Genomic DNA, 26,052 nt, shown 5'->3' on the forward strand with positions numbered 1-26,052 from the left:
GGGGGCACGACCGGCCCGTTCGCTCTTCCGGATCGAAGACAGGTGTGATTCGCGCTGCGCGGTCTCTCTCTGGTCCCCTCGATTTCCCCGTCATTCCTCCGGTTCGTCTCGCTCTTCGACACCGTCGTGAGTACTGCCGACGCCGAGTTCGGTCAGTTCGTCGAACTCCTCGTTCCGCTCGCGGTCGTCGTTCTGACGCCGGCTGATCCCCGCGAGTCGCCGATTGGTGTCCCATTCTTCGAAGAGGCCGTACTCGTTCATCGTCTCCATGCCCGCGATCGCCGCCGTGAGTTTGATTCCCACCAGCGGGATGTCTGCGACCGAGACGATCACGTCCGCCCGGAGGATCGCGCCGTCCCTGAGCAGCACGTCGAGCACGTCGACGAACGACTCGTCGTCCTTTCTCGGTCTCATGGGTGCGGATTCGCATCGTTCGCGGCGGCTGCGTTTCCGTCGCTCTCACCGCCCAGTTCCGGCGCGAACGTGTACGGTGGCCACGGGCCGGTGAACCTGACCTCGAGTCCCTCGTTCGCGGCCACGTCGTCGAGTATCGACCCGATCGCTCCCTCGTCGTCCTCGTGAGCCAGCAGGGTGAGCCGGGAGAGGGTCTCGCCGGCGTCTGAGTCGGACCCGTCACTTCCCGACCCGCTTCCGGCCACGTCGTCTGAGAATGTTGCGCTCGGTGATCGTTCCAGGGCGTGGACTTCCCGCGCCTCGGTGGCCAACCGCTCCTCGAGAGACGCGGTCAGCGACTCCCGTCGCGCGGCCCGGAGTTCCGCCAGTCGCTGGTCGAACTTCTTTTCGAGCAGGAACGCGGTCCCGTCCCCGGAGTCACCGATCTGCTCGTCGAGCTCGCGCAGGCGCTCGTCGCGTTCGATCAGCGCCGCGTCGCTGATCGGATCGACTTCGACGATCTCGACGCGGTACTCCCAGTGGCCCGCGAGTCCGGAGAGGGCGCGCTCGAGGGTGTCCGACTCCTCGCGGAGCCACTCCCTGACCCGGTCGTCGTCTCCGCGGAGGATCGTATCGAACTGGAACGGGATCGGCGTGCCGAAGGACTGTCCCGCCTCGTCGACGACCGTCTGGTGGCGGACGAGCCAGCGCCTGATCTGTGCGAGGTCCGCCGAGTCGTAGATCCCGTCACAGGCGTGGACGACTGCACCGATACCGTCCTCGACGACGACCGAAACCGCTTCGCCGTCGACGCCGGTCGTCTCGAGTGTCGCGTCCTCGTCGGCGCGGACGATACAGTAGAGGTAGCGCCCCTCGTCGATCGGCGGTGCGTCCGCCGGTTCAGCGGTCGCTTGCTCCTCGATTTCCTCGAGACGTTCGGTGGGAGTATCGGAGTCGCCGTCGCTCATTCCTCGTCACCCCCGAACACGGAATACCCGGGTTTGCGGGCGGCCGTCGGCTCGCCGTGAAGCCCTTCGATCGCGTCGTTGACCAGCCCGTCGAGGTCGCCTCGAAGGTCGTCGACGCCGTTTTCGATCCCCTCGTCCGTTTTGAGCCGTTCGATCTCGGCCTCGATCGTCGCGAGTTGCTCCCCGAGGCGCTCGACCTCTTCGTCAGTGAGATTTCCCGACTCCATGCGCCGGACGGCCTCCCGCTCGAGCGCTTCGATCAGGATCTCGACGACGGTAACGATCAGCGTCATCAGCCCGTCCCGTGCGTCCTCGCCGTCGCCGACGTCGATCGCGGTCACGACTCGTCACCCTCCGCTTCCGCGTCGGCGTCGTCCGGCTCGGCGTTCGATTCCTCGTCGGGCGATTCCGTCTCGGCCTCGTTCGCGTCGTCGTCCGAGTCATCGCTGAGCAGGTCGGTCCCGCCGCTGGTCGGCCGCTGGGGGTTCGGCCTAGCTCCGAGGTGTTCGCTCACGCGTTCCTCCTCGCCGACGGCAAGCTTGCTCTCCCCCGACTCGGCGCTTTCCTCGGCGGTCGCCTCGTCGCTCGCGTCTTCCTCGTCCGCCGTGACGTTGACACCTCTGGTCGGATCGATCACTGGGTTCGGTCGGTCCATCTCCGCGATTTCGGGGTCGCCGACCGCTTCCGCGACTCGCCGCATGTCCGTCCCCTCGGGGAACTCGAGGCCGTACTTCGCCGCGGTCTCGAAGGAGGCGATCGCGGCGCGGACCTGGACGCCGAGCAGTTGCGTGTCGCCGATCGAGACGGCGATGTCGGCGTTGATGACGATCCCCTTGTCCAGGAGCATCTCGACGACCTCGGCGAGGTCGGTCTTCTGGCGGCTCGGCTGGAAGTCATCGACCATCGCGATCACCTCCGACGAGGGACGGCCACAGATCGGTCGGTCGGGCCGCACAGCCGGTCGGTCGCTGCAGTGGTGGGTCAGTCATTGGTGTTCCTCCGCTGTCGCGGTCTCGTTGTTTCGCCGCTGTCGGTCCTCCGCTGTCGCGGTCTCGTTGTTTCGCCGCTGTCGGTCCTCCGCTGTCGCGGTCTCGTTGTTTCGCCGCTGTCGGTCCTCCGCTGTCGCGGTCTCGTTGTTTCGCCGCTGTCGTTCCCGCTCGAGTTCGAATCGCCGGCCGTAGATCCGCTTTCGGCTGGGCGCCGTCGAGAGTTTGACGTCCCGAGGGACCGTCGAGTAGCGGGCACCGCCGCCCAGATCGCGTCGGTCGGTCGGGATCGTCGACGCCGCCGTCGGGTTCCGTGAGTTCGTACTCGTATCCGTGGTACGCATCTTCTCGCGGTTGTACTCGTAGAGTTGCTCGAATTTCTCGTGGGTCTCGAGCAGCGCCGTCCGGAAGGCGTCGATCCCCCGCATCGCCTGTTGCTGAATGGCGACCTGATACGCCTCGGGGTCCTTCGCGACGTCGATATCGCCCAGCGCCTGCTTCGCCGCGGAGCCTGCGTCCATCCCCGTACCGAGCACGTCGTCCTCGTCGCCCCCGAGCAGTCCGTCACCCTCCTCGTCGCCGTTCACGACGTCCGACGCCGCGTCTTCGACCATCCCGGCGCCGTCGCCGTCCTCGAGATCGTCGAGGGCGTCGTCCAGTTCGCCCTTCTCCCGCCAGATATCGCTCAGATCCGTGGCGTTCCAGGCGTTCAGCAGGTCGATCGCGTCGAACACTGCCGTGAAGTCGACGACGTCGGAGAGGTCCTCGTCGTCGTTCGCCATCGCGTCGGGGATCTCGCCGACTTCGATCGCGTTCAGGAGTTCCTCCCCGTCGACCGCGTCGGGCAGTTCGCTGAGATCCAGCTCGTTGAGCAGCTCGACGGTCTCTTCGGCCACACGGACGAGGGTGTCGACGTCGCCGATTACCCTCTCGACGGTGTCGCCCTCGAGTTCGTCGATCCCGTCGGCGTCCTCGAGAGTCCCCTCGAGTCGCTCGAGGCTCGCTTCGGCTTCCTCGAGCAGCGCGTCGAACGTGTCCGCCGACTCGGCGTCACTCATGAGTCCACCTCCGTCTCGTCAGTGGTCTCGTCCGACGGTTCGGGCCTGATCTGAACGGTCAGCACGCCGTTCTTGATCATCGCTCTGGACTCCGTCTCGCGCCACGGGACCTCGATGCGGTCGAGTTCGCGCCCTTCGACGACGATGACGAGCATCGAATCGTCGAACCCGACCGTGACGTCGTCCGGATCGGCGCCGGCGACGTCCGCGGAGACGACGAATTCATCGTCGTAGGTCCGGGTCGAGACGGTGTGGTCGCTCGAGGGGCGGATGCGGCGCTTCCGCGGCCGATCGCTGTTCCGATCCAGCGATCGATCTCTGGGCCGGTCGTCGATGTGAGTGCTGTCGAACGGCGAGTCCCCCGCCGAGAGATCGTCACCCGATCGGATCGAAATGTCGTAATCGAAGACGGTTCGATCGCTCCGTTTTCGACCCGAGGTCGACGTCGAACCCCTGTCGAGCGATTGCAGCGCGGACAGCAGGCTCGAGAGCCAGTGATCGTCCTCGGGAGGACGATCGTCGGCCGATTCGTCGCGGTCGTCGTCGGAATGTGGTCCGCTCATGTTATCGTTTCACCTCCACGCGCCCGCTCGAGAGCTGTTCGTGTACCTCCCGTGCGGTCTCGAGCTCCGCTTCGAGTTCTTCTTTCCGGCGCCGATACTCCTCCTCGGAGCGCTCGCCGAGTTCGTACAGCAGCTGGTTCTCCTTGCGCTCGTCCTCGAGGGCCTCCACGTCGTAGAGTTCGTCGAGCGCGATGGTGTGGAGGGCGTCGATGATGCCGACGAACGGCCGGAACAGGAGGTCGTCGATGATGAACATGGTCTCACTGGGCTCCGATTTTCACGTCGACGAAGCTGTAGGGTGCGAACGGCCCCGTATACTGGACCATGAGCTCCTCGTGGTCGTCTTCGAGGTGGGCGATCGCTTCGTCGAACGCGTCGCGCTCGTCTTTGTCGACGAGATACGACCGGTTGAGTACGAGCCGATCGCTGAACAGGTCGTTTTCGACGGACTGTGCCGCGAGTGGTTCGAGGCGATCCGCGACGTCGGCCTCGATCGCTTCGCGGTCGACATCGGCGTCGCTCTCGCGAACGAGTTTGAGACCGAGTTCGAGCTTTCCCTCGATATCGTTCATCGCGCGCCTGAACGCCGGCCGCGCCCCGCGAAGGACGTTCTTCAGTGCCCGGTCGCTCTCGAAGGCCATGCCGAACTGCATGGGGACGACGGTCGTCCCGCCGTCGTAGTCCATGATCTCGCGAAGCACGTCGTCGTGAATCTGGGCGTCCTCGTCGGTTTCTTCGGGATCGGTGGTGTCGATGTCGGAGACGACGGCACCGAGTCGGCGATGCGAAATCGTGTAGACGCGGTCGGCACCGGCGACCGCCTCCGTCTCGAACTCGACGGTCTGGGACTCGACGACGCCGTAGACGTACCGGTTACTCATCGTGAATCACTCGCTGGTCGGGCATGACGTTCGTTGATGGGGCGACTGGGTGACATGTAGCTGCGATAGCAGTGCTCCTCGCGACCGAGAGTACCGCGGTACCGAGCACTCGAGTATCGTCAGGGGTAATTCGTCCCGGCGGCGGGTTACCGTAGTGCTTGCAGTCGCAGCCCGTAGGGCTGGGCCACAACCTGTAACGCGCTACGGTCGCTGAGGCCGGTTCCGACGGCCGCAACGACCCGATCGGCTTGCAGTAGCAGTCCAAGGCGTGTTACGAACGGCCGGTCAACTCCGGGTACATGGCACAACCACAACGAAGACCCGACTCCTCGAGCCTCGCGGAAGTATTGGACCGCGTCCTCGACAAGGGCGTCGTCATCGACGTCTGGGCGCGAATCTCGGTCGTTGGGATCGAGCTGCTGACGATCGAAGCCCGCGTCGTGGTCGCCTCGGTCGACACCTTCCTGCACTACGCGGAGGAGATCGCGAAAATTGAGCAGGCCACGGCGGAGGGCGATCTCGAGGAGCTCGAGGAGCTCGAGGTCGAGCCCCGTCCGGAATCGTCGCCGAAATCGGCGACGGAGTAACCTCACATGGCCGACGACACGTCGCGCAAGCGAAAGGTCCGCGGCACGAAGATCAGGGCCAGTCGCGAGCAGAAGGAGGGTCGCAAAGCGAAGAAAGCGCTCGCGCGCAAGGCATCGAGCGCCGGTGAACGAAACGGCGACAGCCCCCTCTCCGAGCCCGAGGACGTCGTTCCAGACCCGTTCGTCGAGACCGACGCGGTCCGGTCGCTACGCGACCGGATCAACGGCTGGCTCGAGGCGGACCAGCCGGTCCACCTGATCGGGCCGACGGGCTGTGGGAAGACGGCGCTCGCGCTGTCGGCCGCGGCCGAACGCGGCCGACCGGTCGTCTGGCTCAACGGCGACGAGGCGGTCGACACCGCGGCGCTCGTCGGCTCCCACGCGGGCGGCGAACGGTATGAGGAACACGACCGGTACGTCAGCGGCGTCGACAAGAAAACCCAGATCGTCCGCGAGCGCTGGGTGGATAACCCGCTGTCCGTAGCGGTTCGAGAGGGCGCGACGCTCGTCTACAACGAGTTCTCGCGCAGCGATCCCGCCGCTCACAACGTCCTGCTCTCGGTCTTCGAGGAGGGCGTCCTGGAGCGGCCCGGCAAGCGCGGCGACGACCGGACGATCGACGTCCATCCCGAGTTCCGGGCGATCCTCACGTCGAACGACGCCGAGTACGCCGGCGTCCACGAGCAACAGGACGCGCTGCTCGATCGGTTCATCGGCGTCCGCGTGGACTACTACGACGAGGAAACCGAACGCGAAATCGTCGGTGCACACGTCGACCTCTCCGAAGATGACATCGCGTCCATCGTCCAGACGACGCGAGCGCTCCGAGACGAACTCGATATCGTGGTCGGGACCCGCGCGGCGATCACGGCCGCGAAGGGAGCCGCCGTCTTCGACGGGCACGACGAGAACGGTGAGGGCGGTGCGTTCGACGACGAGACGCTGACGAACGTCTTCACGGACGTACTCGCACCGAAGGTCACCGGCGAGGACGACGGCGACGTCGACGACCTGCGATCACGGATTGCGGAGACGATCTGACCCGCCAGCGAGGCGATCGAATCGACCCACACGACTCACCGACCCGAACCCAGACAAATGGCCGAAGCCGACACGCAATCACGGGAGCAGTGCAAGGCACTCACCGCGGACGGCGAGCGCTGCTCGCGACCGTCTCGGGACGACGGGTTCTGCTACCAACACGACGAGAGTGATCCAACAGTGAGCGACAGCCAGACAACGCAAGAGGACGAACAGGCCGAGTCCGGCGACGTCGAGGAGCCCCAATCCCGGGGAACCGTCAGCATGACCGCCGAGGAGATGACCGATCCCGACGAGGTCGACGTCGACATCGATACCGATCGAGAGGAAATCGCGGGCGTCCTCGCGGTCCGTCAGACGGTCCAGTCGACGGCCAGCCAGCTCATCGGCCACGAGTTCGACGGCGTCAGCGAAATCTCGCCGACCGACGACGGCTGGCGATCCGTCGTCGAGGTCGTCGAACGCCGAGCCGTCCCCGACACCCAGGACATCATCGGCCGCTACGAGATCGAACTCGACACCGACGCCACCGTCCACGGCTACCGCCGCGTCGACCGCTACCGGCGCGGTGACACCGCCCAGTTCGAGTAACGATCGAGCGCTATAGTCCGTCTCCGAGGGCGCTCGAGCGGAAACGCCGTCGTGTCGTTCACTGCTGTGGTCGTCCTATCTCGTCGCGGGTTCGTACCGGCCGATCGCTCAGTGCGTCGAGCCTGACAGAGTCTTCCCGTGGCTCAGACACCTCGATAGGAACTGGTGACGTCAATTCGGTGCCAGCTACCCTCGTATAGAACGTACTCCACCTGTTCGGACGTAACGTCATCGTTACGCTCGGACTCCGCCTCAAGCGAGGCGAGCATCGTTTCGAGTTCACTTGCCGCCTCCCGCCGTCGCTCGGCTGCTTCTTCGTCTTCTTCCTCGCTGGTATCGTCATCGCAGACCATCACGTGGCCGTCGGTCTCCTTCGCTTCATCGAGGAGCATCCGAACATCGTCGCTCGGTTCGAACGACGTCGATCCGCGTCGTTCGAGAACGTAGTCGGCGAACGCGTCGGCGTCCTCGAAGACGGTTTCAGCGGTGTAGCGAAACCGTTTTGCAGTACCTTCTCCCGCACCGACATGATCAAGTTCCGCGACACCGCTGTCAGCCCGGATAGCGGACGCCTCTACGCCTGCAGCGAGGACCGATTCGTCTTGGGCGTCGGAGTCGAGATAGCCGGCGACGAACGGTATCGAAAACCGCATCCCGTCGAGGTGCTCGATGGCGAGGTCGGCCGCTTCGTTGACTCGCCATCGATCGTGACGTGGTAAATCGGCGAACGATATCGCATCATCGGGCGAGATCGATTCCGTCTCGCTATCACGAGAGAGTTCGTACTTCGGGCCGGAAACCAGTCCTTTGTCGACTACCTCTTCGGCAATCTTGTAGAACCGGCCATTCCGCTCGAGGTACGTGAGCCAACTGAGCGGCCCGCGGTGGAGCGTTTCGACTACTGGGTCGTCCCCCGTGGTCGATCGGATGGCCAGGTCAGCCATCATCGTCGGCGTCCTGTCGAGATCCGATGCTGCCCGCGATGCAATCGCCGCTGCATTGACCGAGTGAAACTCGACACGAGTGCCACTACAGCCGCTACTAGTGCAGCCGGCCACTGCACAGATACCCCCTGTAGAAATACACGAAATGAAGGACCTGCGATTCATATTACTGTGGTGGAGCATATGATTAAATGCTTTGTGTGTTGATTGGTAGAACTACCGATCGTCACGTTTGTCCGAATAGTCGTTCAATATTGTGGAATTTCTTCTGGATTGAATTTGAAGGTCAGGTATCTATGATCCGTGGGATTTACACACTCTAGCAGTCGGTCCGAGCCCACGATCAATACTGTCCAATCCCAAAACCAAAGCACCCGCCAGCCGTCGATCCACTTGTGCAATATATCGGTGGCTACCCCGTCCACGGCGTCGACGTCGGTCCGGAAACACGGTGTGCTCACTACGCCACCGAGCGCGACGTCGTCGCGTTCCGATTCGCCTGCTGCGAGGAGTTTTTCCCCTGTTTTCGCTGTCACGAGGAACGCACGGATCACGAGGCCGTCCCGTGGCCTCGAGCGCGGTTCGACGAGCCGTCCGTCCTCTGTGGCGTCTGTGGGAGCGAACTCACCGTTCCCGGCTACCTCGAGGCCGATTACAGCTGCCCGGCCTGTGACGCCCCGTTCAATCCCGGCTGTGCGAACCACGCGGAGTTGTACTTCGAGACGGCGGATTCGAACGGGGAGTGAGGGCCGACCGAGAAACCGTCGCACAGCGTCGACCGAGAACAGTCAATCGTCAGCGGGGGCCGGTTCCGCGTCGCCGGTCGGCGGGGAATCGCCACCGAGCGCCGCTTGAACCCGCGCCGGGAGTTCGTTGACGATCGAGCGGCCGTCCCGTTCTCGCACGACCAGGTCGTCGTCCTCGAGCCCCGCGAGGTGATGTGAGACCGTGCTGGGATCGCGCTCGAGTTCGTCCGCGAGCCGACCGTTGTGCGCCCGGCCGAGCTCCGCGAGCGCCTCGAGCACGTCGCGTTTGGCCGGTTCCGCGAGCGCGGCCTGCAGTTCGGCGTCGGCCCCGTCGAGGAAGTAGCGGCGCTTCCCGGTGTGCTTGCTCGTGGTTATCAGGTCCTCTTCCTCGAGGATGCGGACGTGATGGCGGACCGTCGAGAGGGGGACACCGGTCTCGTCGCTGAGTTGGGAGAGGTACGAGCCCGGCTCGGCCTCGATCGTCTCGTAGATCGACCGGCGGCGGTCGTGCTCGAGCGGATCGGAATCGTCGTACTGGCTGTACCTGAACAGCGGCAGGACCTTCCAGAGGTCCGTCCCGGCCCGTCGGAGTAGTCGCGTCTCGCGGAGGGCGTGCAGCCACCCGGCCGTCGCGGCGCTCCCGCCGCCGGCCGTCCCAGTCGCACCGGCACCGCTGGCCGCCGCGCCGGAGGCGGTGATCGCCCCCAGCATCCCGACCAATATCGCGTCCGTCGCCGTTTCGGTGCCGTCGGACGCTCCGTCGGCGTCGCCACCGCTGCCCGCGCTCCCGTTCGCGTCCGTGGCCGTTCCGTCGCTCGAGCTGTTCGGACTCGATTCACGCGTTCCGAGACCGGCCTCGGCCTCGAGAGTAGTATCGATCGTCGCTTCGTCGACGGTCCGCTCGAGGGCGTCATTCGTTCCGCCAGTCGTCTCGTCGACGGCTTCCCCCGTTTTGTCAACGGTGCCGTCGACGGTATCGGTCGTCGTATCGACGGTGCCGTCGACGGTATCGGTCGTCGTATCGACGGTGCCGTCGACCCCATCGCCTGTCTCACCGGACCCGTCAGAAATGTCAGTCTCGTTCTCGAGGGTGTCGGTCGTACTATCGGTCGTGTCCTCGCCCGAATCGGTCGTCGTCCCCGAGGTATTCTCGACGGAGTCCGTCGTAGTATTGGTCGTGTCTTCGACGGTATCGGTCGTCGTCTCGGTGGTGTTCTCGAGCGTCTCCGTCGTCTCACCGAGCGAGCCGTCGACCACATCGGTCGTCGAGAGCGCGGTCGAACTCGACAGTACCGACCCGGCACTCGAGGCACCGGCCGCGGTACCTGCACCCGCGCCGCCGACTACCATCGCGACGACGAGACACGCGAGCAGGCGCGTCGCGATCGACGATTCCGATTGCATGCTACGCCGATTATGTGCGGTCGAGCGTAATACGCTTTGTCCGTTTCCTGACTGTCACGTCGCTCGACGGACGGGTACCCGAGGGACCATCGCGGCCGATCCAGCAAGGTATTTCCGCATCGGGCGGCCGAATTCGGGTATGGACCCGGCGCTTGGCCCGCCCGAGCAGATGGCCGAGAAACGCGACGAGCTGACGCCGATGATGGCGCAGTACCACGACCTCTGTGCGCGCTACGACGACGCGATCGTCCTCTTTCAGGTGGGGGACTTCTACGAGACGTTCTGCGGCGCGGCCGAACGCACCGCGCGCCTGCTCGAGATCGCCCTGACCAGCCGCGAGGACTCGACCGGCGAGTATCCGATGGCCGGGATCCCGATCGACAACGCCGAATCGTACATCGAGGACCTGCTCGAGGCGGGGTATCGGGTCGCGGTGGCGGATCAGGTCGAAGAGCCCGGAGAGACCACCGGAGTCGTCGAACGCGCCGTCACGCGCGTGATAACGCCGGGGACGCTCACCGAGGACGAACTGCTCGCGAGCGACGACAACAACTTCGTGGCCGCCCTCGCTCGCGAGCGCACGGCCGGCGCGGACGACGAACTGGCCCTGGCCCTGCTCGACGTCTCGACGGGGGACTTCCTCGCGACGAGTTCGACCTCGAGGGAGGCCATCGCGGACGAGGTGAGCCGGTTTGCTCCCGCGGAGGCCGTCGTCGGGCCGGATGCGCCAGCCGACGTGCTCCCGGAAGAGTGCATGGTCACACCGTACGATGAAGGGGCGTTCGACCGCGAGCGGGCCGGAGAGAAGCTTTCGACGTACTTCCGCAACCCCGACGCGCTGCTCGCGAGCGACGCCGAAGTTCGGGCCTGCGGTGCGTTGCTCTCCTACGCGGAGTACGTCCGCGGCGGCACACACGAAGGCGAGCGCGGCGACGCGAGGGATGCCGACGAAGACACCGCTTCGAGTTCGGGCGACGACTCCCGCCTCGAGTATCTCACCCACCTCACGCGGTACGATCCCCGCGAATACCTCCTGCTTGACGCCGTCGCTCTGCGGAGCCTCGAGCTGTTCGAACCCCGGGCCGTCCACGGCCGGGACGAGGCGACGCTCGTCGGCGTCCTCGACGAGACGGCGAGCGCCCTGGGCGGCCGGAAACTCCGCGACTGGCTCCGGCGGCCGCTGCTCGAGCCCGACCGGATCGAGGCGCGACTGGACGCCGTCGAGGAGCTCACGAGTGCGGTCCAGACCCGTGAACGATTGCACGAGCTCCTGCGGAACGTCTACGATCTCGAGCGGCTGATCGGGCGCATTTCTCGAGAACGGGCGAACGCACGAGATCTCCGCTCGCTCCGCGACACCCTCGCGGTGGTCCCCGACGTTCGAGACGAACTCGCCGACGCCGACTGCGACCGACTCCAGCGGCTCCACGACGATCTGGATCCGCTGACGGACGTTCGCGAGTTGCTCGAGGACGCGATCGATTCCGATCCCCCCATCGAGATCACCGAGGGGGACATCATCGCGGAAGGGTACGACGAGGACTTAGACGAGCTTCGCCGGACCGCGCGAGAGGGCAAGCAGTGGATCGACGATCTCGAGGAGAGCGAAGCCGAGCGCACCGGGATCGATTCGCTGAAGGTCGATTACAACTCGGTCCACGGCTACTACATCGAGGTGACGAACCCGAACCTCGACTCGGTGCCCGACGACTACCAGCGCCGCCAAACCCTGAAGAATTCGGAGCGATTCGTCACGCCGGAGCTCAAGGAACGCGAGGACGAGATCGTCGGCGCGGAAGAGCGCGCGGACGAACGCGAGTACGAACTCTTCTGCGACGTGCGTCGCGACATCGCAGCGGAGGTCGAACGCGTACAAGGCCTCGCCGAGGCGCTCGCGACCCTCGACGCCCTCGTCTCGCTGGCGACGGCCGCCGCCCAGTACGACTACTGCCGACCCGAGATACGGGAGCGCGGCGGCAGTCGGACCCTCGAGATCGAGGGCGGTCGCCACCCCGTCGTCGAGCGCACCCAGGAGTCCTTCGTCCCGAACGACGCCCGCTTCGCGAGCGATCGGCGGCTGGCGGTGATCACGGGGCCGAACATGTCGGGGAAGTCGACGTACATGCGACAGGTCGCCCAGATCGTCTTGCTGGCACAGGTCGGGAGTTTCGTTCCCGCCAGCGCCGCCCGGATTACCCCTGTCGATCGGATTTTCACCCGGGTGGGTGCCAGCGACGACATCGCGGGCGGTCGCTCGACGTTCATGGTCGAGATGGACGAACTCGCGACCATTCTGCGGGAGGCCGACGAGCACTCGCTGGTCCTGCTCGATGAGGTGGGACGAGGCACGTCGACCGCCGACGGGATGGCCATCGCGCAGGCGATCACCGAACACCTCCACGACGAGGTCGGCGCGACGACGCTGTTCGCGACCCACCACCACCCGCTGACCGAACTCGCGGACGACCTCGCGGCCGCGTTCACCCTGCACTTCCAGGTCGAACAGGACGACGACGAGGTCGTCTTCCACCACGAGATCGCGCCCGGCGCGGCGACGGGATCCTACGGCGTCGAGGTCGCGACCGCGGCCGGCGTCCCCGAGTCCGTCGTCGAGCGCTCGCGGGAACTGGTCGTAGACGCAGGCGACGATGGACTCGAGTCCGTCGGAGAGAACGATCAGGGCCACGACACCGACTCGAGTCCCACTCCGACTCACGGCACGGAGACAACTGGGACTGCGACAGCAGATGGCGGCGACATTCCCGCCGACGTCGCCGCGGAACTCCGCGCGCTCGATCTCGCCCACCTCACGCCAGTCGAAGCGCTGACGGAACTCGATCGGCTGAAGCAGCTGCTCGAGGAGTAACGGCCGTCACTCGTCGCCGACGAGCGATTTTTCGTAAACGATCAGCGTGAACGGATCGCCGAAGTCCTCGATCCGCCCGCGGTGCGTCTCCTCGTACCCCATCGACTCGTAGAGTCGACGCGCCGCCGTCTGTTTCGCCGTAGTATCGAGGACGATGTGCGTGACTCCCTGCGACCGAGCGCGGTCCTCGAGTTCGGCACAGAGCCGTCGCCCGTAGCCGTACCGCTGGTGGTCGGGGTCGACGCGCACTCGAGTCAATTCGACCGTCGAACCCGACCGCTCCGAAACGTCCCGGTCGAGGGAGTCCGTCTCGTCGATCGGTCGAAACGCGCCCATCGCGACGATTCTCTCGTCGATCTCTCCGACGAGGAACTCGCCGCCTCCCTCGAGGTAGGTCTCGCTGACGGCCTCGAGGTCGTCGTCCGCGACGCCTTCGGTATAGGCATCGACGTCTCGCATCGCAGTCTCGTGGAGTTCTCGCACGCGTGAACCGTCTCCCTGCCGGTAGCGACGGAGCGATAGCCCGCCCCTCATGTTCAATTATATTTTCCCCACGTCGAAAAGTAGTGCCGGTCGGATTGATATTCGGGCTGCAAGACCCGGCACAACGCACAACCGTCTCGGCCGCGGTATAGTTGTATGACATATCGAACGACGATCGGCTGGTCGCTCATTTCCTCGGGAATCGTCACGCTATTGCTGGCGTATCTTCCGGGGAAGTCGTGGTGGTGGGGCGTTGCCCTCCTGCTCGTCGGAATCGCGATCTTCACCGTACGACGGTAGCGGATCCTTCTTCGCTCGGCGACACTGGTCGCTGGACCCGTCGAACGTCCGCGATCGGGAGGACGATTGCTGGCCGACTGGGTAGAAACGCCGGTCAGTCGGCCGGCGGCTCGAGCGAGACGAACTCGAGGCCGTGTTCCGTCAGCAGTCCGTTCGCGCGATCGGTTACCGAAGGGGCAACGAGGACGCCGCGAACCGCGGCGTCGGCGTGGAGGTCGCGCTCGAGGGCGTCGACGTACCGGCGGAGTTGGCTCACCGCGTCGGGGCCGACTCGACGCCGCTTCAGTTCGACGACGACCGCGCGGTCGGCCGCGTCCTCGCCGTAGATGTCGACGGCTCCCGCGGGAGTTTCCCGTTCGGTCGCCAGCGGCGTGAACCCCGGTTCGAGTAGGTCGGGCTCCTCGAGGATCCGCTGGCGGAGGTCCTCCTCGGTTCCGACGAGCGCGAGGTCGTTCTCGTCGGACCCCGAGAACGCGGAGACCTGCAGGACGTCCTCGAATCGAACGCGGAGCCGTTCGTTCGGAGTCGAACGGACGCTTTTGAGCACGACCGTGCCGTCCTCATGGAGGACCTCGTGGTCACAGCCCGGGGGTTGCCAGTTGACCGGCTGTTGGCCCTCGTCGGAGTGGACCAGCGCCGCACCGTCGGGCTTGAGCATCACGTGCCGATGGCCCGCCTCGAGCCGGCTCGAGGCCCGTCCGTCGTAGTCGACCGTGCAACGACCGTAGGCGGTCACGATCGCGTCGCGGTCGAGTCCGCGTGCGATCAGGTCGCAGGCGGCCGCCGGCGTCGGTCCCTGGAGGGTTTCCGTTCGCTGGCTGCCTTCTGAATCCGTCACTGGTTGGGGGTACGATGGGGATGGACAAAAGGTGCGCGCTGTCGGGTGAATCTGCTGCGGTTCGCTCGCTGCCGCGCGGCGTGGCGACAACGCAGAAGGTATATTTTCGTCCGTTTCTTCGATTCAGAGACAATGTCGAATATTCCGACCCGCCGGAGCTTCCTCGCGCTCACCGGCACCGCTGCCGCCGCGTCGCTCGCCGGTTGTTCCCAGTTCGGATCGACGGACCAGTCCGCCGACGGATCGGAGGACCCGGTGACGGTACAGATCACGGCGGACGAAGAGGAGGTAACGAGTCTCAGAGAGGAAATCGAGGCCGATATCGAGAGCGGTGATCTCAGCCAGCAGGAGGGACAGCTGGAGTATCAAGAACGGCGACTCGAGCTGGTCGAATCGGCGGCGACCTCGTTCGAGGGATCGGTATCGGACAGCGAGTTCACGATCGAGGAGTCCGAAACGGCGTACGGACTCTTCCTCGTCGCTGGCTCCGCCGACGCGATCCTGTCGGAACTCCAGAACGGCTCCGTCGGTGGGGTTTATCCCGGCGATCAATACGAGCAACGCGTCCAACAGCAGCAACAGCAAGCCCAACGGCGCGAGCAACAGCGCGCACTCCTCGAGCAACAACAGCAAGCGGCGGACAACGAAACAACGAACGAAACGAACGAGACCGACGGCTAGCTCGAGAGCGACGTCGTCTCGGTCCCACTGCCGGGCCCTTACCGATCGACGGAGAAGGGACTCTCGCGCTCGGTCCAGTTCCAGCCGGGGAGTCGCTCCTGGAAGCCGGCGGCGAGGGCCGCCTCGCAGTCGTCGACACCCGCGTTTTCGTCGGCGTCGCCGTGGACGCGAACGTCCGCGTAGTGGAAGGTCGCTTCGCCGAGGGTCCGTAACGGCTGGCTGCCGGCGATCGTCGCGGCCAGCTCGCGGCCGAAGATCTCGTCGACCACGAACCCCGGATAATCCCCATCCACGTCGAGTTCCCTGAGTATCGCGACCATCGCGGCGACGTTGACCGCCAGATCGCCGTCCGCGAAGACGGCGTCGACCTCCTCTCTGTACTGTTCGTCGGAAACCGAATCCACATCGGTGTCGAAGACATCGCCGAGATCGTCGCGAACGTCGTTGATCAGCGGGACGACGGTGTCGGCTCGGTTCGCTACCCAATCGCGTTCCTCGGCGACTCGAGTCGGTGTCAGACGCATCTGTTGGCCGTGACTACTGTCCCTGTGGCCCTTATTTTTGCGAAGGCTTTTATACCACGCAAAGAATAGCGTCGAGTAAGCGGGTTCTCCCTGGAATTGTCCCGCACGGACCAGGATAACCGATCCGGGAGCATGTTCGTCACGGCACGGAGTCGGATACAATGATTCGGAAGACGAACCGGAGTCCGAGCGTTGTCCCGCGCGGACGACGAGACGCGCTACTCACTCCGGACCGACAGCGGCCGCTTGACGGCCGTCGCGTCGATACCGGCCGACCGTCTCCACCCTCCGACTCCTGCCCTGACGTCGTGTCCGATCCCGGACGACGAGTTCACGCAAGCCACATTGGCGACCTATGAGCACTGTAGAGCAGCAACTCGACGATCTCGAAGCACAGATCACGAGCGAGTTACCGAGCGATATCTCGGTCTCCTCGGTGAAATACGAAGGCCCCGAACTGGTGGTCTACACGCGCGACCCGAAGAAGTTCGCCCAGCAGGGCGACCTCATTCGGCAACTCGCGAGCAAGCTTCGCAAGCGGATCACCGTTCGCCCAGACCCCAGCGTTCTCTCACGGCCCGAACAGGCCCGCGAAGAGATCATGGACGTCATCCCCGGCGATGCGGGGGTCACCGACCTCGACTTCCACGCCGACACCGGCGAGGTCGTCATCGAGGCCGAAAAACCAGGCATGGTTATCGGTCGCCACGGGTCGACGCTCCGCGAAATCACGAAGAACGTCGGCTGGACGCCCGAAGTCGTCCGCACGCCGCCGATCGAATCCTCGACCGTCTCGAACGTCCGTAGCTTCCTCAAGCAGGAACGCGACGAACGTCGGGACATCCTCGAGAAGGTCGGCCGCCAGATCCACCGCGAGGAGATGTCCGACGACGAGTACGTCCGCATCACCACGCTGGGCTGCTGTCGCGAGGTCGGCCGCGCGTCGTTCATCCTCTCGACCCCCGAGACGCGGATCCTCATCGACTGCGGCGACAAACCCGGCGCGGAAGGCGAAGTGCCGTACCTCCACGCGCCCGAGGCGCTCGGCGCGGGCCCACAGACCATCGACGCGGTCGTCCTCACCCACGCCCACCTCGACCACTCCGCGCTGATCCCGCTCCTGTTCAAGTACGGCTACGACGGCCCGATCTACTGTACCGAACCCACGCGGGACCTCATGGGCCTGCTGACGCTCGATTACCTCGACGTCGCGGCCAAGGAGGGTCGGAGCCCGCCCTACGAGAGCGAGCAGGTCCGGGAAGCGATCAAACACTGCATCCCCCTCGAGTACGGCGACGTCACCGACATCGCGCCCGACGTCAAGCTCACCTTCCACAACGCGGGCCACATCCTCGGCTCGGCCGTCTCGCACTTCCACATCGGCGACGGCCTCTACAACGTGGCCTTCTCCGGCGACATTCACTACGACGACACCCGCCTGTTCAACGGCGCGGTCAACGACTTCCCGCGCGTCGAGACGCTCGTCCTCGAGTCGACCTACGGCGGTCGCAACGACTACCAGACCGACCAGTCGGACTCCGAGCGGAACCTCAAGGAGGTCATCAAGGAGACCTACGAGAAGGACGGCAAGGTCGTTATCCCCGCCTTCGCGGTCGGCCGATCCCAGGAGATCATGCTCGTCCTCGAGGAGGCGATGCGCAGCGGCGACATCCCCACGATGCCGGTCCACCTCGACGGCATGATCTGGGAGGCGACGGCGATCCACACCACCTACCCCGAGTACCTCAGAGACGACCTGCGGGACCGCATCTTCCACGAGGACGAGAACCCGTTCCTCGCCGAGCAGTTCAACCACATCGACGGCGGCGAGGAAGAACGGCAGGACGTCGCCGACGGCGAGCCCTGCATCATCCTCTCGACCTCGGGGATGGTCACCGGCGGTCCGATCATGTCCTGGCTCTCCCACATCGGTCCCGACCCGGACTCGACGCTCGTCTTCGTCGGCTACCAGGCACAGGGAACGCTGGGCCGACGGATCCAGAACGGCTGGGACGAGATTCCCACCAGCGAAGTCGGTGCCATGGGCAACGGCGGCGGCCGCGGCACCCTCTCGCTGAACATGGACGTCGAAACGGTCGACGGCTTCTCCGGCCACGCCGACCGCGCCGGCCTCGAGAACTTCGTCAAAACGATGAATCCGCGCCCCGAGAAGGTCCTCTGCGTCCACGGCGACGAGCGCTCCACGCAGGACCTCTCCTCGGCACTGTACCACGAGTACGACATGCGCACCTTCGCGCCGAAGAACCTGGAGACCTTCCGCTTCCTCTGAAAGCCCTCGCGATCGCTTGGCAGCGATCGCTCGCCCTTTTCATTTCCGCCAGGACAGCCACAGCGCGGCGCGCGGATCCGCGCGCCGCGCGGTCGGCCTGCCCTCCCCCGTGACTCGAGCGCCCGCCTCGATAGAGAGGCGGGCGCTCGAGTCGGCCATATCGAAAGAGTCGGCAGGTACAAATTGACACTGGTACCGGGTTGCTCTCAGTTCTCGACTTTCGGGAGTTCGACGACGAACGCCGCGCCGCCCTGGTCGGCGGTTTCGACCCAGACGTCGCCGCCGTAGCCTTCGACGAGGGTGGCGACGAGGTAGAGTCCGACGCCGGTCCCCTCGCTCTCGAGGCCCTTCTCGCCGCGACCGAAGATTTCCTCGCGCTGTCCGTCGGGGACGCCGGGGCCGTTGTCAGAGACGCGGACGCGGACCGTCTCGTCCCGGTCTTCGACGGAGACCACTACGCGGGGCGTGTCCGATCCGTTGTGCAAGACCGCGTTGTTGAGGAGGTTGGTAAAGACGGACGAGAGCATCTCGTTCGCGCGAACGACCGGTGCCGGCGACGGTTGGTCGCCCAGCGCGAATTCGGCCTGCGGGTAGCTGGTTCGGGCCTTCTCGAGCGGGACCAGGTCGGGACGTCTCGTCGCCGTCTCCACCGCGACGTCGACCCTCTCACACGGTCGATGGTCGGACCGGCAGCACGCTCGAGGGACGTCGTCGTTCTATGAGAGAAAATGTGTGTAATGCTGTCAACACTATATACTCTGCATGAGTGGTTAACGTTTTGGCACTACCGGCGTGACGGCCAGCGAGCCGCTGCCGACCGCCCTCCGAACGGCCCTCCCCGGCGTGCCGACGCGCAGAACTCATTTACGCCCGGCGACCGACCACGACGTAATGGACGATTCGACGGCAGCGGAAACGCGGACTCGCATCCACACGGCTCCGCGAACGGACGTTTCGCAGAATCAGGGCAAATTCAGGATCCACCTCAACTTCCCCGGGCACGCGGTCCCGGGACACGACGACCACGGCTACGGGCCGCTGGCGACCGTCGTCGAGTCCTTCATGGATCCGGGAACGCTGATCCGAATGCACCAACACCGCAACGAGGAGATCATTTCGTGGGTACCCGAGGGCGTGATGCGCCACGACGACCGTCACGGCAACGAACTGATCACGGACCCCGACCATCTGATGGTGATGAACGCCGGTAGCGGCTTCTGGCACGCCGAGGAGACGTACGAAGACGACCCGCCGCTGCGGATGCTGCAGATATTCGTCCGCCCGCACAGTCTCGACCTCGAGCCCGGCATCCAACACGAGCCGATTCCCGACGGGGTTCCAAACGAGTGGCGCCACCTGTTCGGCCCCGAGGACGGCGAGGCACCGCTATACGTCCGGAACGATGTCGACTTCTACGACTGTCGTCTCGAGGCCGGTGCGACCGTCACGCTGCCGTCACGACCCGGCTGGGACACCTACCTTTACGTGTTCGACGGTGCCGTGACGGTCGGTGATGTGGGAGCAGCAATCGGCTACACCGAAAGCGCACTCGTGACTGGTGAGGGCGATGTCCCCGTGACGGCGACCGAAAAGTCCCTCGTCGTCGCGTTCCGTATCGATCCCGACGCGCCGATCACCCGTCAGGGGACGATCGGCCGCTGAGCGGCGGTTCGGGAGCGACTCCTTCTGTCGCTGTTTTCACACCCACGCGGAGACGGCGAGCGTTCCATCGAGTGTCCGCACGAGCGAGTTATTTTCGTGAGTCGAAAACAGTGGAACCTCGAGTTTCGATCGGTGACCGTCGGCCGATCAGGACAGCTGTTTCGAGAGCCAGTCCAGATTCGTCGCGATCGCCGCGACCGCGATCGCGCCGATCGAGATGAGGATGAGGAACGTCGAGACGACGCTCACCATCGGGTCCAGCGACTGTCGCAGCGTCGTCCACGCGACGACCGGGATGGTCTCCGTGTTGTGACTCGAGAGGAACAGCGCCATGACGAACTCCTGGAGGCTGACGATGAAGGCCAGGAGCGCGCCGACGAAGATCCCGTGTTTGACGTTGGGGAGGACGGCGTAGACGAACGACTGAATCGGCCCGGCGCCGAGGTCGCGCGCGGCGTCGAGCAGTCGCCAGTCGAACCGGCTGAACACCGACCGCATCACGAAGTAGACGAGCGGCGTCGCCCACAGGGTGTGTGCGAGGATGATGCTCAGATACGAGGCGTCCATCCCGGCCTTGACGAAGTACACGCGCATCGAGATCCCGAGGATGATCGGCGGGATCAGCAGCGGGACGAGGACGAGCGGTGCGAGCACCTGTCCGGCCCGCCCGTCGTCGAGTTCGTGGCCGAACGCGGCCGTGACGCCGAGCGTGGTCGCGACGATCGTCGTTCCGACGCCGACGAGGATGCTGTTGTCGAACGCCGATATCCAGCGCGTCTCCTCGAAGAACCCGCGGTAGTGAACCAGCGAGTAGTTCTCCGGCGGGAACAGGAGCTGGCCGGACTCCGCGAACGACGTCACGACGACGACCGCGAGCGGCAACAGCATGAACGCCAGGATCGACAGGTAGGACGCCCTGAATAGCGCGTCCTCGATCGTCTCTCTATGCATATTCGAATTCACCTCCGAAGACGTTGAGCACGGCGGTGAGAAGGGCAATGCTCACGAGCATCAGGAGTAGCATGACGAGCGCGTACGCCGTCGCGATCTCCCACTGGAGGTTCGACAGCAACCGCTTCTCGACCTCGAGCGCGAACGCCAGGTCGTCTCCCGCACCGAGCAGGCCGGGGGCGGCGTACGCGCCGACGCTCCAGGCGAAGGAGATCACGGTCGCGACGATGATCCCGGGCATCGCCTGGGGAACGACGATTTCGAGAGCCGCGCGAGGACGGCTCGCCCCGAGATCGCGCGCGGCTTCGACGAGCCCCCAGTCCATCGTCGACAGCACGCTGTAGATCGCCAGTACGGCGTAGGGCAACACGATGTAGACCTGGCCCACGATCACACCGGTCGTGCCGGGGACGAACTGGATCGGCTCGGAGATCAGGTTCAACGAGACGAGGATGTCGTTGACCGTCCCCGTGGGCGAGAGCAGCGGCCAGAACGCGTACGTCTTGATGACGAGCGTCGTCAGCAGGGGCAAGACCACCGAGAACAGCAGGAGGGATTTGAGCAGCCCCTCGGCTCGCCAGATCGCGTACGCGTACCCCGTCGCGATCACGACGGCGATCGCCGTGGCGGCCAGCCCCATCTTGAACGAGTAGGCGATGGCTCCCAGCAGGACGTCAGTGGTGAACACCTCGGCGTACCCCTCGAGCGACCACGTCCCGGGAGCGTATCGGAGGTCCGTCGATCCCTCCGTGACGCTGATCCGCAGCAAGATCAGGAACGGCGCGACGAAGAGCAGCAACTCGAACAGCAGGAGCGGCGCCATCAACAACAGCGCCCGCTTCGAGCGGGATCGCTCCAGCAGCGGCTCCCAGACGCGAGCGACCGGCGCCGGCAGCGACGAGTGGGTTCCGGTCATCGTTACAGGTCGACCCTCGAGCCGTCGTCCCGGAACGCGAGGACGTCCGCGCCGTCCCAGCTGATCCGAACCTCGTCGCCGGCGTCGAACTCGCCGGAGTCGGCGACGGTACGCTCGACGAACACCGACGTCCCGTCGACTGCGACGGAGTAGCGAACCGTCGACCCCCGGTAGAGCACGTTCTCGACCGTCCCGACGATGGAGTTCGTCGTGCTGCCGTCGGCGAGCGCGGTCTGGCCGGTCGCGTCGTCCTCGGACCCCGATTCGGCCGATTCCGTCGAGAGAATCTCGGGGCGAAGCGACAGCGTCAGCGACGTTCCCTCGGAGAGCGTCTCGGGGTTCGCCGTCGAGAGCACGACTTCGCGACCCAGTTCGGTTTCGACGCGAACCGAGTCCGGCGTCGTCCGTTCGACCGTGCCCTCGACGAAGTTCGTATCGCCGAGGAACCCTTCGATGAACCGGTTCTTCGGATTCTCGTAGACCTCGTCGGGCTCCCCGACCTGTACGAGGCTGCCCTCGGCCATGATGCCGATCCGATCGGCCAGGGTGAAGGCCTCGTCCTGATCGTGGGTCACGTGGACGAACGTCTCCTCGAACTCCTCGTGAATCTCGCGGAGTTCGATCTGCATGTCCTCGCTGAGCCGCTTGTCGAGGTTCGAGAGCGGCTCGTCGAGCAGCAGCACGTCGGGGTTGACCGCGAGCGCCCGTGCGAGTGCGACCCGCTGTTTCTGGCCACCGCTGAGGTTCATCGGGTTTTCGTCGGCGTGGGACTCCATTCGAACGCGCTCGAGCATTCCGCGGGCTTGCTCACGGCGTTCCGTTTTCCCCACGCCCTCCATCTTGAGCCCGAAGGCGACGTTTTCGAGGACCGACTTGTGGGGAAACAGTGCCCAGTCCTGGAACACCGTCGCAGTGGTGCGTTCGTACGCGGGGCGGTCGGTCACGTCCTCGTCGCCGATGTGGATCGTGCCGTCAGTCGGCGTCTCGAGGCCGGCGAGCATCCGAAGCGTCGTCGACTTGCCGCTCCCGCTGGGCCCGAGCAGACAGAGCAGTTCGCCGTCGTCGATCGTCACCGAGACGTCCTCGACGGCGAGCGTGTCTCCGTACCGTTTCTCGAGTCCGGAAAGCGTAATTTCTGACATGAGTACAAATACGATACCGATCTGTTAGGAGTTCGACTGCATCGCGGTGAACTCGTCGGAGAGCTCCCCGCTGTAGTCCGCGAGGAACTCCCAGTCCGGGAAGGCGATGTTAGCCGCTTCCTCGCTGTTGCTGGGCAGGTCGTCGGCCAGATCGCCGGCGTACTCGGTGTTCTCGTTACAGAACAGGGTCGGCATCTCCTCGGACCACGCCGACTGGACCTCGGCGTCCATGAGGAAGTTGATGAACTCCTCGGCCTGGTCTCGCTTGTCGGTGCCCTTGACGACACACCAGTGGTTCAGGTATCCGGTCGTCTCCTCGGGCATCGTGTGGGTCAGTCCGTCGTAGTCGCCGATGTCGTACTCCACCTGCTCGTAGTACCACTGGGCGACGTCGATGACGTCGTTCTGGAAGGCCTGCCAGATGTCTTCGCCGGAGCTCGCCCAGCTTTCGATCGGCCAGTTCCGAACGGTTTCGAAGACGTCGTCGTGGAGGTCGGGATCGTGCATCTCTTCCCCGAGTTCCCGGTCGTCCATACCGACGGCCGCGGCGTACATCGGATACCACCAGAAGCCGGTGTCGACCCCCACGCCGTTGCTTTCCTGGACGGCCGTCGAGGAGAGGTCGGCCCAGGACTCCGGCTCGAAGTCGAGGTCCTCGCGGTGCATGATGGTACAGGGTGCGCCGTCGACCGGCATCCCGTACTCCGTGCTCCGGAACTCCGCGTAGTGATCGATGAGCTCGTCGGCGTTCGGGACGTTCTCCCGCCTGATCTCGTGGAAGAGGTCGTCCTGTCGGCCGTAGTAGTAGAAGTTCCCCTCCGTGATCGTGACGTCGTACGGCGGGTCGTCGTCCGGTGCCGTCTGGATGTTGCTGAGAATATCGTTCCAACCCCGCTGAATTTGGATCTCCGCGTCGAACTCCTCTTCGTACCTGGGGACGACGGATTCTTCGAACCGATCCGCGTAGTTCCCGCTCCAGACGCTGACGCGGAGCGGGTCGCCGCCGCCACCGCTGGAGACCAGTTCCGTACAACCGGCGAGGGCAGTCACCGATCCGACCGCCGTCGCCGACAACAGTCCTCGACGCGAGACGGACTCCCGCACTCGTTCAGTTGACGACATCGATTCCGACTCGGACTCGCTCGTCTCTGCAACCCGATCCGGGCTTGCAGGCATTGGTACCCCGGGTCTACCCCGATTCCAACATAAAACAGTTGTGAAGCTCGAAACGCTCTCGAATGAGTCCCACACGTCGTGTGCCCGGTTTACTCAGCGACGTCGACCGATCGGCAGCCTCGTCCTCTCCGCACCAGCGCCCTTCCCGGACGATCGCCACGGCGGTCCCGACGACTACGCCACCGACGGACACGGATCGCTTCGACTGTCGGCCGTCACTCGAGCGCCTCGGCAGGATCGACGACCTCGTCCGTCGCGGGGTAGACGCCGACCTGATCACACAGGTCGGCCATCGGGCAGGCGTCGGGATCCTCGAGACAGGCCGGCTTGCGCGCCGTACAGTACTCGCGACCGAACTGGATCGTCGCCGTGTGACCGAACCCGCACTTCGCCGCGGGGACGTCGCGCTCGAGGGCGGCCCGGACGTCCTCGTGGTCCGCGTCAGGACTCGCGATGCCCATGCGGCGGTAGATCCGATGGACGTGCGTGTCGACGGGGAAGACGCCGCCGCGACCGCCCGCGAACAGCAACACGCAGTCGGCGGTCTTCGGACCGACGCCCCTGACCTCGAGGAGCGTCTCGCGGACGACCGACGGCTCCTCGTCTTTGACGAATGCGTCGAACGCCACGGCCGAGCCGAACTCCTCGAGGACCCACGCGGCGGTGTCGATGATGGTCTCGGACTTCTGGTTGTACAGGCCCGCGCCGCTGATCGTCTCGGCGAGCGTCGATCGCTCGGCGCTCGCGAGGGATTCGGCGAGGTCGATACCGTCGCCGCCGTAGCGATCGATCAGCGCGTCGTGAGCCGGCTGGCTCGCCTTGTCGCTGGTGTTCTGGCTCAGTATCGTTCGCACGAGGCAGGTGAACGCATCGCGGCCGCCGTACTCTTTCTGCCAGAACAGCTCGCCCAATCGGTCGATGACCTCCTCCGCGCGGGTTTCCGCGGTGGCCGGATCGAACTCGGCCGCTGCCCCGCCGCCCGCCGTGCCACCGCTGATATTGACCGCAGGTTCCGGATCGTCACTCATGTCCTGCCGTTAGGACTCCGAGAGCAAAACCGCGACGGACTTACTGCCGGCAGCCGCCCGGCTCGAGGAACTCCCCCGGTCGATACCCCCACAGCAGCGCCTACTCGACGGTGATCGTCACCGTCGCCTCGGCCCCGTCGGCCAGCGCGGCGACGAGGTCGCGGTCGAATCCCTCGGCCGCGAATTCGGCACCCACCACGACAGTGCGGTCGTCGACGTACTCGCTCGTCCGCCCGACCGCGCTGCGCTCGTTCGTGAACTCGAGGTCGGGATCGCCCCGCCCTGTCACGGACTCCGTGTACCCGCCGGCCTCGATCGTGACCGTGATCGTCGCATCGGCGTCCCGGCACGCGTCGACGAATTCGGGGTCGAAGTCCGCCGGCGCGCGGTCGGCCTCGATCGCGAGAATACAGTCGCCCGCAGGAGTGAGGTAATCGTCTGTCGTCACTTCGAAGGTGCTCGCGTGCTCGGCGCTGACGTTCTCGTGGCCGCGAGCACGAATGACTTCGTCCATGGCTGGCGATTCGTTGCGGGGCGGAAAACGGGATCGAATCGGACCGGCGCAACGGCGCGACGCCGCGGTTCGTCACGTTCCGACTCGAGAGGCGAACAGTCCCTAGGACGTGGACCGATAGCCGGTTCGGAACTCGCGAACCCCCGCACCGATGACGTTCCCGAGGACGACGACGAACAGGATCCCGACCAGCCCGATGGTCGTCTCGTCGTGGGGAGAGCCGGTCGCAATGCCCGCGATCGCCGCACTTACCCCGCCGACGACTCCGAAGACGGCCAGTCCCAACTGGAGGGACGACCCGCTCCGCCGCGACAGGAGGTACTGCGGAAGTCCGACGCCGACGGCCAGATAGATGGCCGTTCCGGCGGCCGTCACCCCGAGTATCGCGGGGCTCGCGGTGAGGAAGCCGGTGATGCCGGCGAGCAACAGTGCGAGGACGAAGCAGCCGCCGACGACGAGTGCGTCGTTCATATCTCGTCGCATGATGTCAGCAGAGGAATAGCTTCCGGGACTCGAGAT

General features: G+C 65.3%; 30 protein-coding genes. 9 read left to right on the forward strand and 21 right to left on the reverse strand.

What is annotated here, in order from left to right; translation table 11 throughout:
• Positions 1 to 90: 90 nt before the first annotated feature.
• From gvpM to LDB05_RS06565, 8 genes are all read right to left on the reverse strand, one after another.
• The gene (gene gvpM, locus LDB05_RS06530) at positions 91 to 414 is read right to left on the reverse strand and encodes a gas vesicle protein GvpM (RefSeq protein WP_226007118.1); all 324 of its coding nucleotides are present in this window, start codon (positions 412 to 414) and stop codon (positions 91 to 93) included.
• The gene (gene gvpL / locus LDB05_RS06535) at positions 411 to 1,361 is read right to left on the reverse strand and encodes a gas vesicle protein GvpL (protein ID WP_226007119.1); all 951 of its coding nucleotides are present in this window, start codon (positions 1,359 to 1,361) and stop codon (positions 411 to 413) included. The genes gvpM and gvpL overlap by 4 nt, the downstream gene beginning before the upstream one ends.
• Positions 1,358 to 1,702, reverse strand: coding sequence for a gas vesicle protein K (locus tag LDB05_RS06540; protein ID WP_226007120.1), 345 nt, complete (start codon positions 1,700 to 1,702; stop codon positions 1,358 to 1,360). The genes gvpL and LDB05_RS06540 overlap by 4 nt, the downstream gene beginning before the upstream one ends.
• Positions 1,699 to 2,265, reverse strand: a complete 567-nt coding sequence (gene gvpJ / locus LDB05_RS06545) for a gas vesicle protein GvpJ (protein WP_425498592.1) — start codon at positions 2,263 to 2,265, stop codon at positions 1,699 to 1,701. Before gvpJ ends, LDB05_RS06540 begins: the two co-directional genes overlap by 4 nt.
• Positions 2,266 to 2,346: 81 nt before the next feature.
• Positions 2,347 to 3,405, reverse strand: coding sequence for a hypothetical protein (locus LDB05_RS06550; protein WP_226007121.1), 1,059 nt, complete (start codon positions 3,403 to 3,405; stop codon positions 2,347 to 2,349).
• Positions 3,402 to 3,968 carry an Hsp20/alpha crystallin family protein gene (locus LDB05_RS06555; protein ID WP_226007122.1) on the reverse strand — a complete coding sequence of 189 codons (567 nt, stop codon included), beginning with the start codon at positions 3,966 to 3,968 and terminating at the stop codon, positions 3,402 to 3,404. The genes LDB05_RS06550 and LDB05_RS06555 overlap by 4 nt, the downstream gene beginning before the upstream one ends.
• Before the next feature lies 1 nt (position 3,969).
• Complete coding sequence (gvpF, locus tag LDB05_RS06560) at positions 3,970 to 4,224, reverse strand: gas vesicle protein GvpF (protein WP_226007123.1); 255 nt, start codon at positions 4,222 to 4,224, stop codon at positions 3,970 to 3,972.
• Between the two features lie 4 nt (positions 4,225 to 4,228).
• A complete protein-coding gene (locus LDB05_RS06565) occupies positions 4,229 to 4,849 on the reverse strand; it encodes a GvpL/GvpF family gas vesicle protein (protein WP_226007124.1) in 621 nt (206 codons plus the stop codon).
• Positions 4,850 to 5,148: 299 nt separating this feature from the next.
• On the opposite strand from LDB05_RS06565, the gene gvpA reads away from it, so the two are divergent.
• Genes gvpA through gvpO form a run of 3 tightly spaced genes read left to right on the forward strand, consistent with a single transcriptional unit; the run spans position 5,149 to position 7,068 of the window.
• Positions 5,149 to 5,436, forward strand: coding sequence for a gas vesicle protein GvpA (gene gvpA / locus LDB05_RS06570; RefSeq protein ID WP_226007125.1), 288 nt, complete (start codon positions 5,149 to 5,151; stop codon positions 5,434 to 5,436).
• A gap of 6 nt (positions 5,437 to 5,442) precedes the next feature.
• The gene (gvpN, locus tag LDB05_RS06575; protein WP_226007126.1) at positions 5,443 to 6,477 is read left to right on the forward strand and encodes a gas vesicle protein GvpN; all 1,035 of its coding nucleotides are present in this window, start codon (positions 5,443 to 5,445) and stop codon (positions 6,475 to 6,477) included.
• Between the two features lie 57 nt (positions 6,478 to 6,534).
• Positions 6,535 to 7,068 (forward strand): gas vesicle protein GvpO, halophile-type, encoded by a 534-nt coding sequence (gene gvpO / locus LDB05_RS06580; RefSeq protein ID WP_226007127.1) that lies wholly within the window; start codon positions 6,535 to 6,537, stop codon positions 7,066 to 7,068.
• Positions 7,069 to 7,211: 143 nt separating this feature from the next.
• On the opposite strand, the gene LDB05_RS06585 is transcribed toward gvpO, so the two are convergent.
• The gene (locus LDB05_RS06585) at positions 7,212 to 8,012 is read right to left on the reverse strand and encodes a hypothetical protein (RefSeq protein WP_226007128.1); all 801 of its coding nucleotides are present in this window, start codon (positions 8,010 to 8,012) and stop codon (positions 7,212 to 7,214) included.
• Between the two features lie 395 nt (positions 8,013 to 8,407).
• Here LDB05_RS06585 and LDB05_RS06590 point away from each other — a divergent pair, with 395 nt between their 5' ends.
• Complete coding sequence (locus tag LDB05_RS06590; protein ID WP_226007129.1) at positions 8,408 to 8,758, forward strand: CHY zinc finger protein; 351 nt, start codon at positions 8,408 to 8,410, stop codon at positions 8,756 to 8,758.
• A gap of 42 nt (positions 8,759 to 8,800) precedes the next feature.
• Here LDB05_RS06590 and LDB05_RS06595 read toward each other — a convergent pair whose 3' ends face one another.
• On the reverse strand, positions 8,801 to 10,162 hold the full coding sequence (locus tag LDB05_RS06595) for a winged helix-turn-helix transcriptional regulator (protein WP_226007130.1): 1,362 nt from the start codon (positions 10,160 to 10,162) through the stop codon (positions 8,801 to 8,803).
• A 139-nt stretch (positions 10,163 to 10,301) separates the two neighbouring features.
• On the opposite strand from LDB05_RS06595, the gene mutS reads away from it, so the two are divergent.
• Positions 10,302 to 13,028 carry a DNA mismatch repair protein MutS gene (gene mutS / locus LDB05_RS06600; protein WP_226007131.1) on the forward strand — a complete coding sequence of 909 codons (2,727 nt, stop codon included), beginning with the start codon at positions 10,302 to 10,304 and terminating at the stop codon, positions 13,026 to 13,028.
• A 6-nt stretch (positions 13,029 to 13,034) separates the two neighbouring features.
• Here mutS and LDB05_RS06605 read toward each other — a convergent pair whose 3' ends face one another.
• A complete protein-coding gene (locus LDB05_RS06605) occupies positions 13,035 to 13,562 on the reverse strand; it encodes a GNAT family N-acetyltransferase (RefSeq protein WP_226007132.1) in 528 nt (175 codons plus the stop codon).
• 105 nt (positions 13,563 to 13,667) lie between these two features.
• Here LDB05_RS06605 and LDB05_RS06610 point away from each other — a divergent pair, with 105 nt between their 5' ends.
• Complete coding sequence (locus LDB05_RS06610; RefSeq protein WP_226007133.1) at positions 13,668 to 13,811, forward strand: hypothetical protein; 144 nt, start codon at positions 13,668 to 13,670, stop codon at positions 13,809 to 13,811.
• 94 nt (positions 13,812 to 13,905) lie between these two features.
• Here LDB05_RS06610 and nucS read toward each other — a convergent pair whose 3' ends face one another.
• Positions 13,906 to 14,649 carry an endonuclease NucS gene (nucS, locus tag LDB05_RS06615; protein WP_226007134.1) on the reverse strand — a complete coding sequence of 248 codons (744 nt, stop codon included), beginning with the start codon at positions 14,647 to 14,649 and terminating at the stop codon, positions 13,906 to 13,908.
• A gap of 132 nt (positions 14,650 to 14,781) precedes the next feature.
• On the opposite strand from nucS, the gene LDB05_RS06620 reads away from it, so the two are divergent.
• Positions 14,782 to 15,330 carry a hypothetical protein gene (locus tag LDB05_RS06620; protein WP_226007135.1) on the forward strand — a complete coding sequence of 183 codons (549 nt, stop codon included), beginning with the start codon at positions 14,782 to 14,784 and terminating at the stop codon, positions 15,328 to 15,330.
• 38 nt (positions 15,331 to 15,368) lie between these two features.
• Here LDB05_RS06620 and LDB05_RS06625 read toward each other — a convergent pair whose 3' ends face one another.
• Positions 15,369 to 15,854, reverse strand: a complete 486-nt coding sequence (locus LDB05_RS06625) for a DUF7984 family protein (protein WP_226007136.1) — start codon at positions 15,852 to 15,854, stop codon at positions 15,369 to 15,371.
• Between the two features lie 355 nt (positions 15,855 to 16,209).
• Between LDB05_RS06625 and LDB05_RS06630 the strand changes: the two genes are divergently transcribed.
• A complete protein-coding gene (locus tag LDB05_RS06630) occupies positions 16,210 to 18,144 on the forward strand; it encodes a beta-CASP ribonuclease aCPSF1 (protein ID WP_226007137.1) in 1,935 nt (644 codons plus the stop codon).
• 206 nt (positions 18,145 to 18,350) lie between these two features.
• Here the strand turns inward: LDB05_RS06630 and LDB05_RS06635 are convergent, their stop codons facing one another.
• Positions 18,351 to 18,794 carry a sensor histidine kinase gene (locus tag LDB05_RS06635; protein ID WP_226007138.1) on the reverse strand — a complete coding sequence of 148 codons (444 nt, stop codon included), beginning with the start codon at positions 18,792 to 18,794 and terminating at the stop codon, positions 18,351 to 18,353.
• Between the two features lie 241 nt (positions 18,795 to 19,035).
• Here LDB05_RS06635 and LDB05_RS06640 point away from each other — a divergent pair, with 241 nt between their 5' ends.
• Complete coding sequence (locus tag LDB05_RS06640) at positions 19,036 to 19,806, forward strand: pirin family protein (protein ID WP_226007139.1); 771 nt, start codon at positions 19,036 to 19,038, stop codon at positions 19,804 to 19,806.
• Between the two features lie 147 nt (positions 19,807 to 19,953).
• Here the strand turns inward: LDB05_RS06640 and LDB05_RS06645 are convergent, their stop codons facing one another.
• From LDB05_RS06645 to LDB05_RS06675, 7 genes are all read right to left on the reverse strand, one after another.
• Positions 19,954 to 20,757: an ABC transporter permease gene (locus tag LDB05_RS06645; protein ID WP_226007140.1), complete on the reverse strand. Its 804-nt coding sequence runs from the start codon at positions 20,755 to 20,757 to the stop codon at positions 19,954 to 19,956.
• Complete coding sequence (locus LDB05_RS06650; protein ID WP_226007141.1) at positions 20,750 to 21,673, reverse strand: ABC transporter permease; 924 nt, start codon at positions 21,671 to 21,673, stop codon at positions 20,750 to 20,752. Before LDB05_RS06650 ends, LDB05_RS06645 begins: the two co-directional genes overlap by 8 nt.
• A 2-nt stretch (positions 21,674 to 21,675) precedes the next feature.
• A complete protein-coding gene (locus LDB05_RS06655; protein ID WP_226007142.1) occupies positions 21,676 to 22,815 on the reverse strand; it encodes an ABC transporter ATP-binding protein in 1,140 nt (379 codons plus the stop codon).
• A 24-nt stretch (positions 22,816 to 22,839) separates the two neighbouring features.
• Complete coding sequence (locus LDB05_RS06660; RefSeq protein WP_226007143.1) at positions 22,840 to 23,991, reverse strand: ABC transporter substrate-binding protein; 1,152 nt, start codon at positions 23,989 to 23,991, stop codon at positions 22,840 to 22,842.
• A gap of 215 nt (positions 23,992 to 24,206) precedes the next feature.
• Positions 24,207 to 25,019, reverse strand: coding sequence for an endonuclease III domain-containing protein (locus LDB05_RS06665; protein ID WP_226007144.1), 813 nt, complete (start codon positions 25,017 to 25,019; stop codon positions 24,207 to 24,209).
• Between the two features lie 100 nt (positions 25,020 to 25,119).
• Entirely contained in the window at positions 25,120 to 25,533 is a 414-nt protein-coding gene (locus LDB05_RS06670; RefSeq protein ID WP_226007145.1) for a DUF371 domain-containing protein, read from the reverse strand.
• A 102-nt stretch (positions 25,534 to 25,635) separates the two neighbouring features.
• Positions 25,636 to 26,004, reverse strand: a complete 369-nt coding sequence (locus LDB05_RS06675) for a hypothetical protein (protein ID WP_226007146.1) — start codon at positions 26,002 to 26,004, stop codon at positions 25,636 to 25,638.
• Positions 26,005 to 26,052: the final 48 nt, after the last annotated feature.

The sequence above is a fragment of the Natrinema salinisoli genome (assembly GCF_020405205.1).
Classification (GTDB): Archaea; Halobacteriota; Halobacteria; order Halobacteriales; family Natrialbaceae; genus Natrinema; species Natrinema salinisoli.

What these genes read in the sequence shown, in the direction of transcription:
- gvpJ (WP_425498592.1), bottom strand. Translation starts at nt 2,265, where the DNA reads ATGGTCGATGACTTCCAGCCGAGCCGCCAGAAGACCGACCTCGCCGAG.
- LDB05_RS06620 (WP_226007135.1), top strand. Translation starts at nt 14,782, where the DNA reads ATGTCGAATATTCCGACCCGCCGGAGCTTCCTCGCGCTCACCGGCACC.
- LDB05_RS06665 (WP_226007144.1), bottom strand. Translation starts at nt 25,019, where the DNA reads ATGAGTGACGATCCGGAACCTGCGGTCAATATCAGCGGTGGCACGGCG.
- LDB05_RS06605 (WP_226007132.1), bottom strand. Translation starts at nt 13,562, where the DNA reads ATGAGGGGCGGGCTATCGCTCCGTCGCTACCGGCAGGGAGACGGTTCA.
- LDB05_RS06650 (WP_226007141.1), bottom strand. Translation starts at nt 21,673, where the DNA reads ATGACCGGAACCCACTCGTCGCTGCCGGCGCCGGTCGCTCGCGTCTGG.
- LDB05_RS06670 (WP_226007145.1), bottom strand. Translation starts at nt 25,533, where the DNA reads ATGGACGAAGTCATTCGTGCTCGCGGCCACGAGAACGTCAGCGCCGAG.
- LDB05_RS06625 (WP_226007136.1), bottom strand. Translation starts at nt 15,854, where the DNA reads ATGCGTCTGACACCGACTCGAGTCGCCGAGGAACGCGATTGGGTAGCG.
- gvpO (WP_226007127.1), top strand. Translation starts at nt 6,535, where the DNA reads ATGGCCGAAGCCGACACGCAATCACGGGAGCAGTGCAAGGCACTCACC.
- gvpM (WP_226007118.1), bottom strand. Translation starts at nt 414, where the DNA reads ATGAGACCGAGAAAGGACGACGAGTCGTTCGTCGACGTGCTCGACGTG.
- gvpN (WP_226007126.1), top strand. Translation starts at nt 5,443, where the DNA reads ATGGCCGACGACACGTCGCGCAAGCGAAAGGTCCGCGGCACGAAGATC.
- LDB05_RS06630 (WP_226007137.1), top strand. Translation starts at nt 16,210, where the DNA reads ATGAGCACTGTAGAGCAGCAACTCGACGATCTCGAAGCACAGATCACG.
- gvpF (WP_226007123.1), bottom strand. Translation starts at nt 4,224, where the DNA reads ATGTTCATCATCGACGACCTCCTGTTCCGGCCGTTCGTCGGCATCATC.
- LDB05_RS06565 (WP_226007124.1), bottom strand. Translation starts at nt 4,849, where the DNA reads ATGAGTAACCGGTACGTCTACGGCGTCGTCGAGTCCCAGACCGTCGAG.
- LDB05_RS06655 (WP_226007142.1), bottom strand. Translation starts at nt 22,815, where the DNA reads ATGTCAGAAATTACGCTTTCCGGACTCGAGAAACGGTACGGAGACACG.
- LDB05_RS06675 (WP_226007146.1), bottom strand. Translation starts at nt 26,004, where the DNA reads ATGAACGACGCACTCGTCGTCGGCGGCTGCTTCGTCCTCGCACTGTTG.
- LDB05_RS06595 (WP_226007130.1), bottom strand. Translation starts at nt 10,162, where the DNA reads ATGCAATCGGAATCGTCGATCGCGACGCGCCTGCTCGCGTGTCTCGTC.
- LDB05_RS06610 (WP_226007133.1), top strand. Translation starts at nt 13,668, where the DNA reads ATGACATATCGAACGACGATCGGCTGGTCGCTCATTTCCTCGGGAATC.
- gvpL (WP_226007119.1), bottom strand. Translation starts at nt 1,361, where the DNA reads ATGAGCGACGGCGACTCCGATACTCCCACCGAACGTCTCGAGGAAATC.
- LDB05_RS06550 (WP_226007121.1), bottom strand. Translation starts at nt 3,405, where the DNA reads ATGAGTGACGCCGAGTCGGCGGACACGTTCGACGCGCTGCTCGAGGAA.
- gvpA (WP_226007125.1), top strand. Translation starts at nt 5,149, where the DNA reads ATGGCACAACCACAACGAAGACCCGACTCCTCGAGCCTCGCGGAAGTA.
- LDB05_RS06640 (WP_226007139.1), top strand. Translation starts at nt 19,036, where the DNA reads ATGGACGATTCGACGGCAGCGGAAACGCGGACTCGCATCCACACGGCT.
- LDB05_RS06645 (WP_226007140.1), bottom strand. Translation starts at nt 20,757, where the DNA reads ATGCATAGAGAGACGATCGAGGACGCGCTATTCAGGGCGTCCTACCTG.
- mutS (WP_226007131.1), top strand. Translation starts at nt 10,302, where the DNA reads ATGGACCCGGCGCTTGGCCCGCCCGAGCAGATGGCCGAGAAACGCGAC.
- LDB05_RS06585 (WP_226007128.1), bottom strand. Translation starts at nt 8,012, where the DNA reads ATGGCTGACCTGGCCATCCGATCGACCACGGGGGACGACCCAGTAGTC.
- LDB05_RS06660 (WP_226007143.1), bottom strand. Translation starts at nt 23,991, where the DNA reads ATGCCTGCAAGCCCGGATCGGGTTGCAGAGACGAGCGAGTCCGAGTCG.
- LDB05_RS06555 (WP_226007122.1), bottom strand. Translation starts at nt 3,968, where the DNA reads ATGAGCGGACCACATTCCGACGACGACCGCGACGAATCGGCCGACGAT.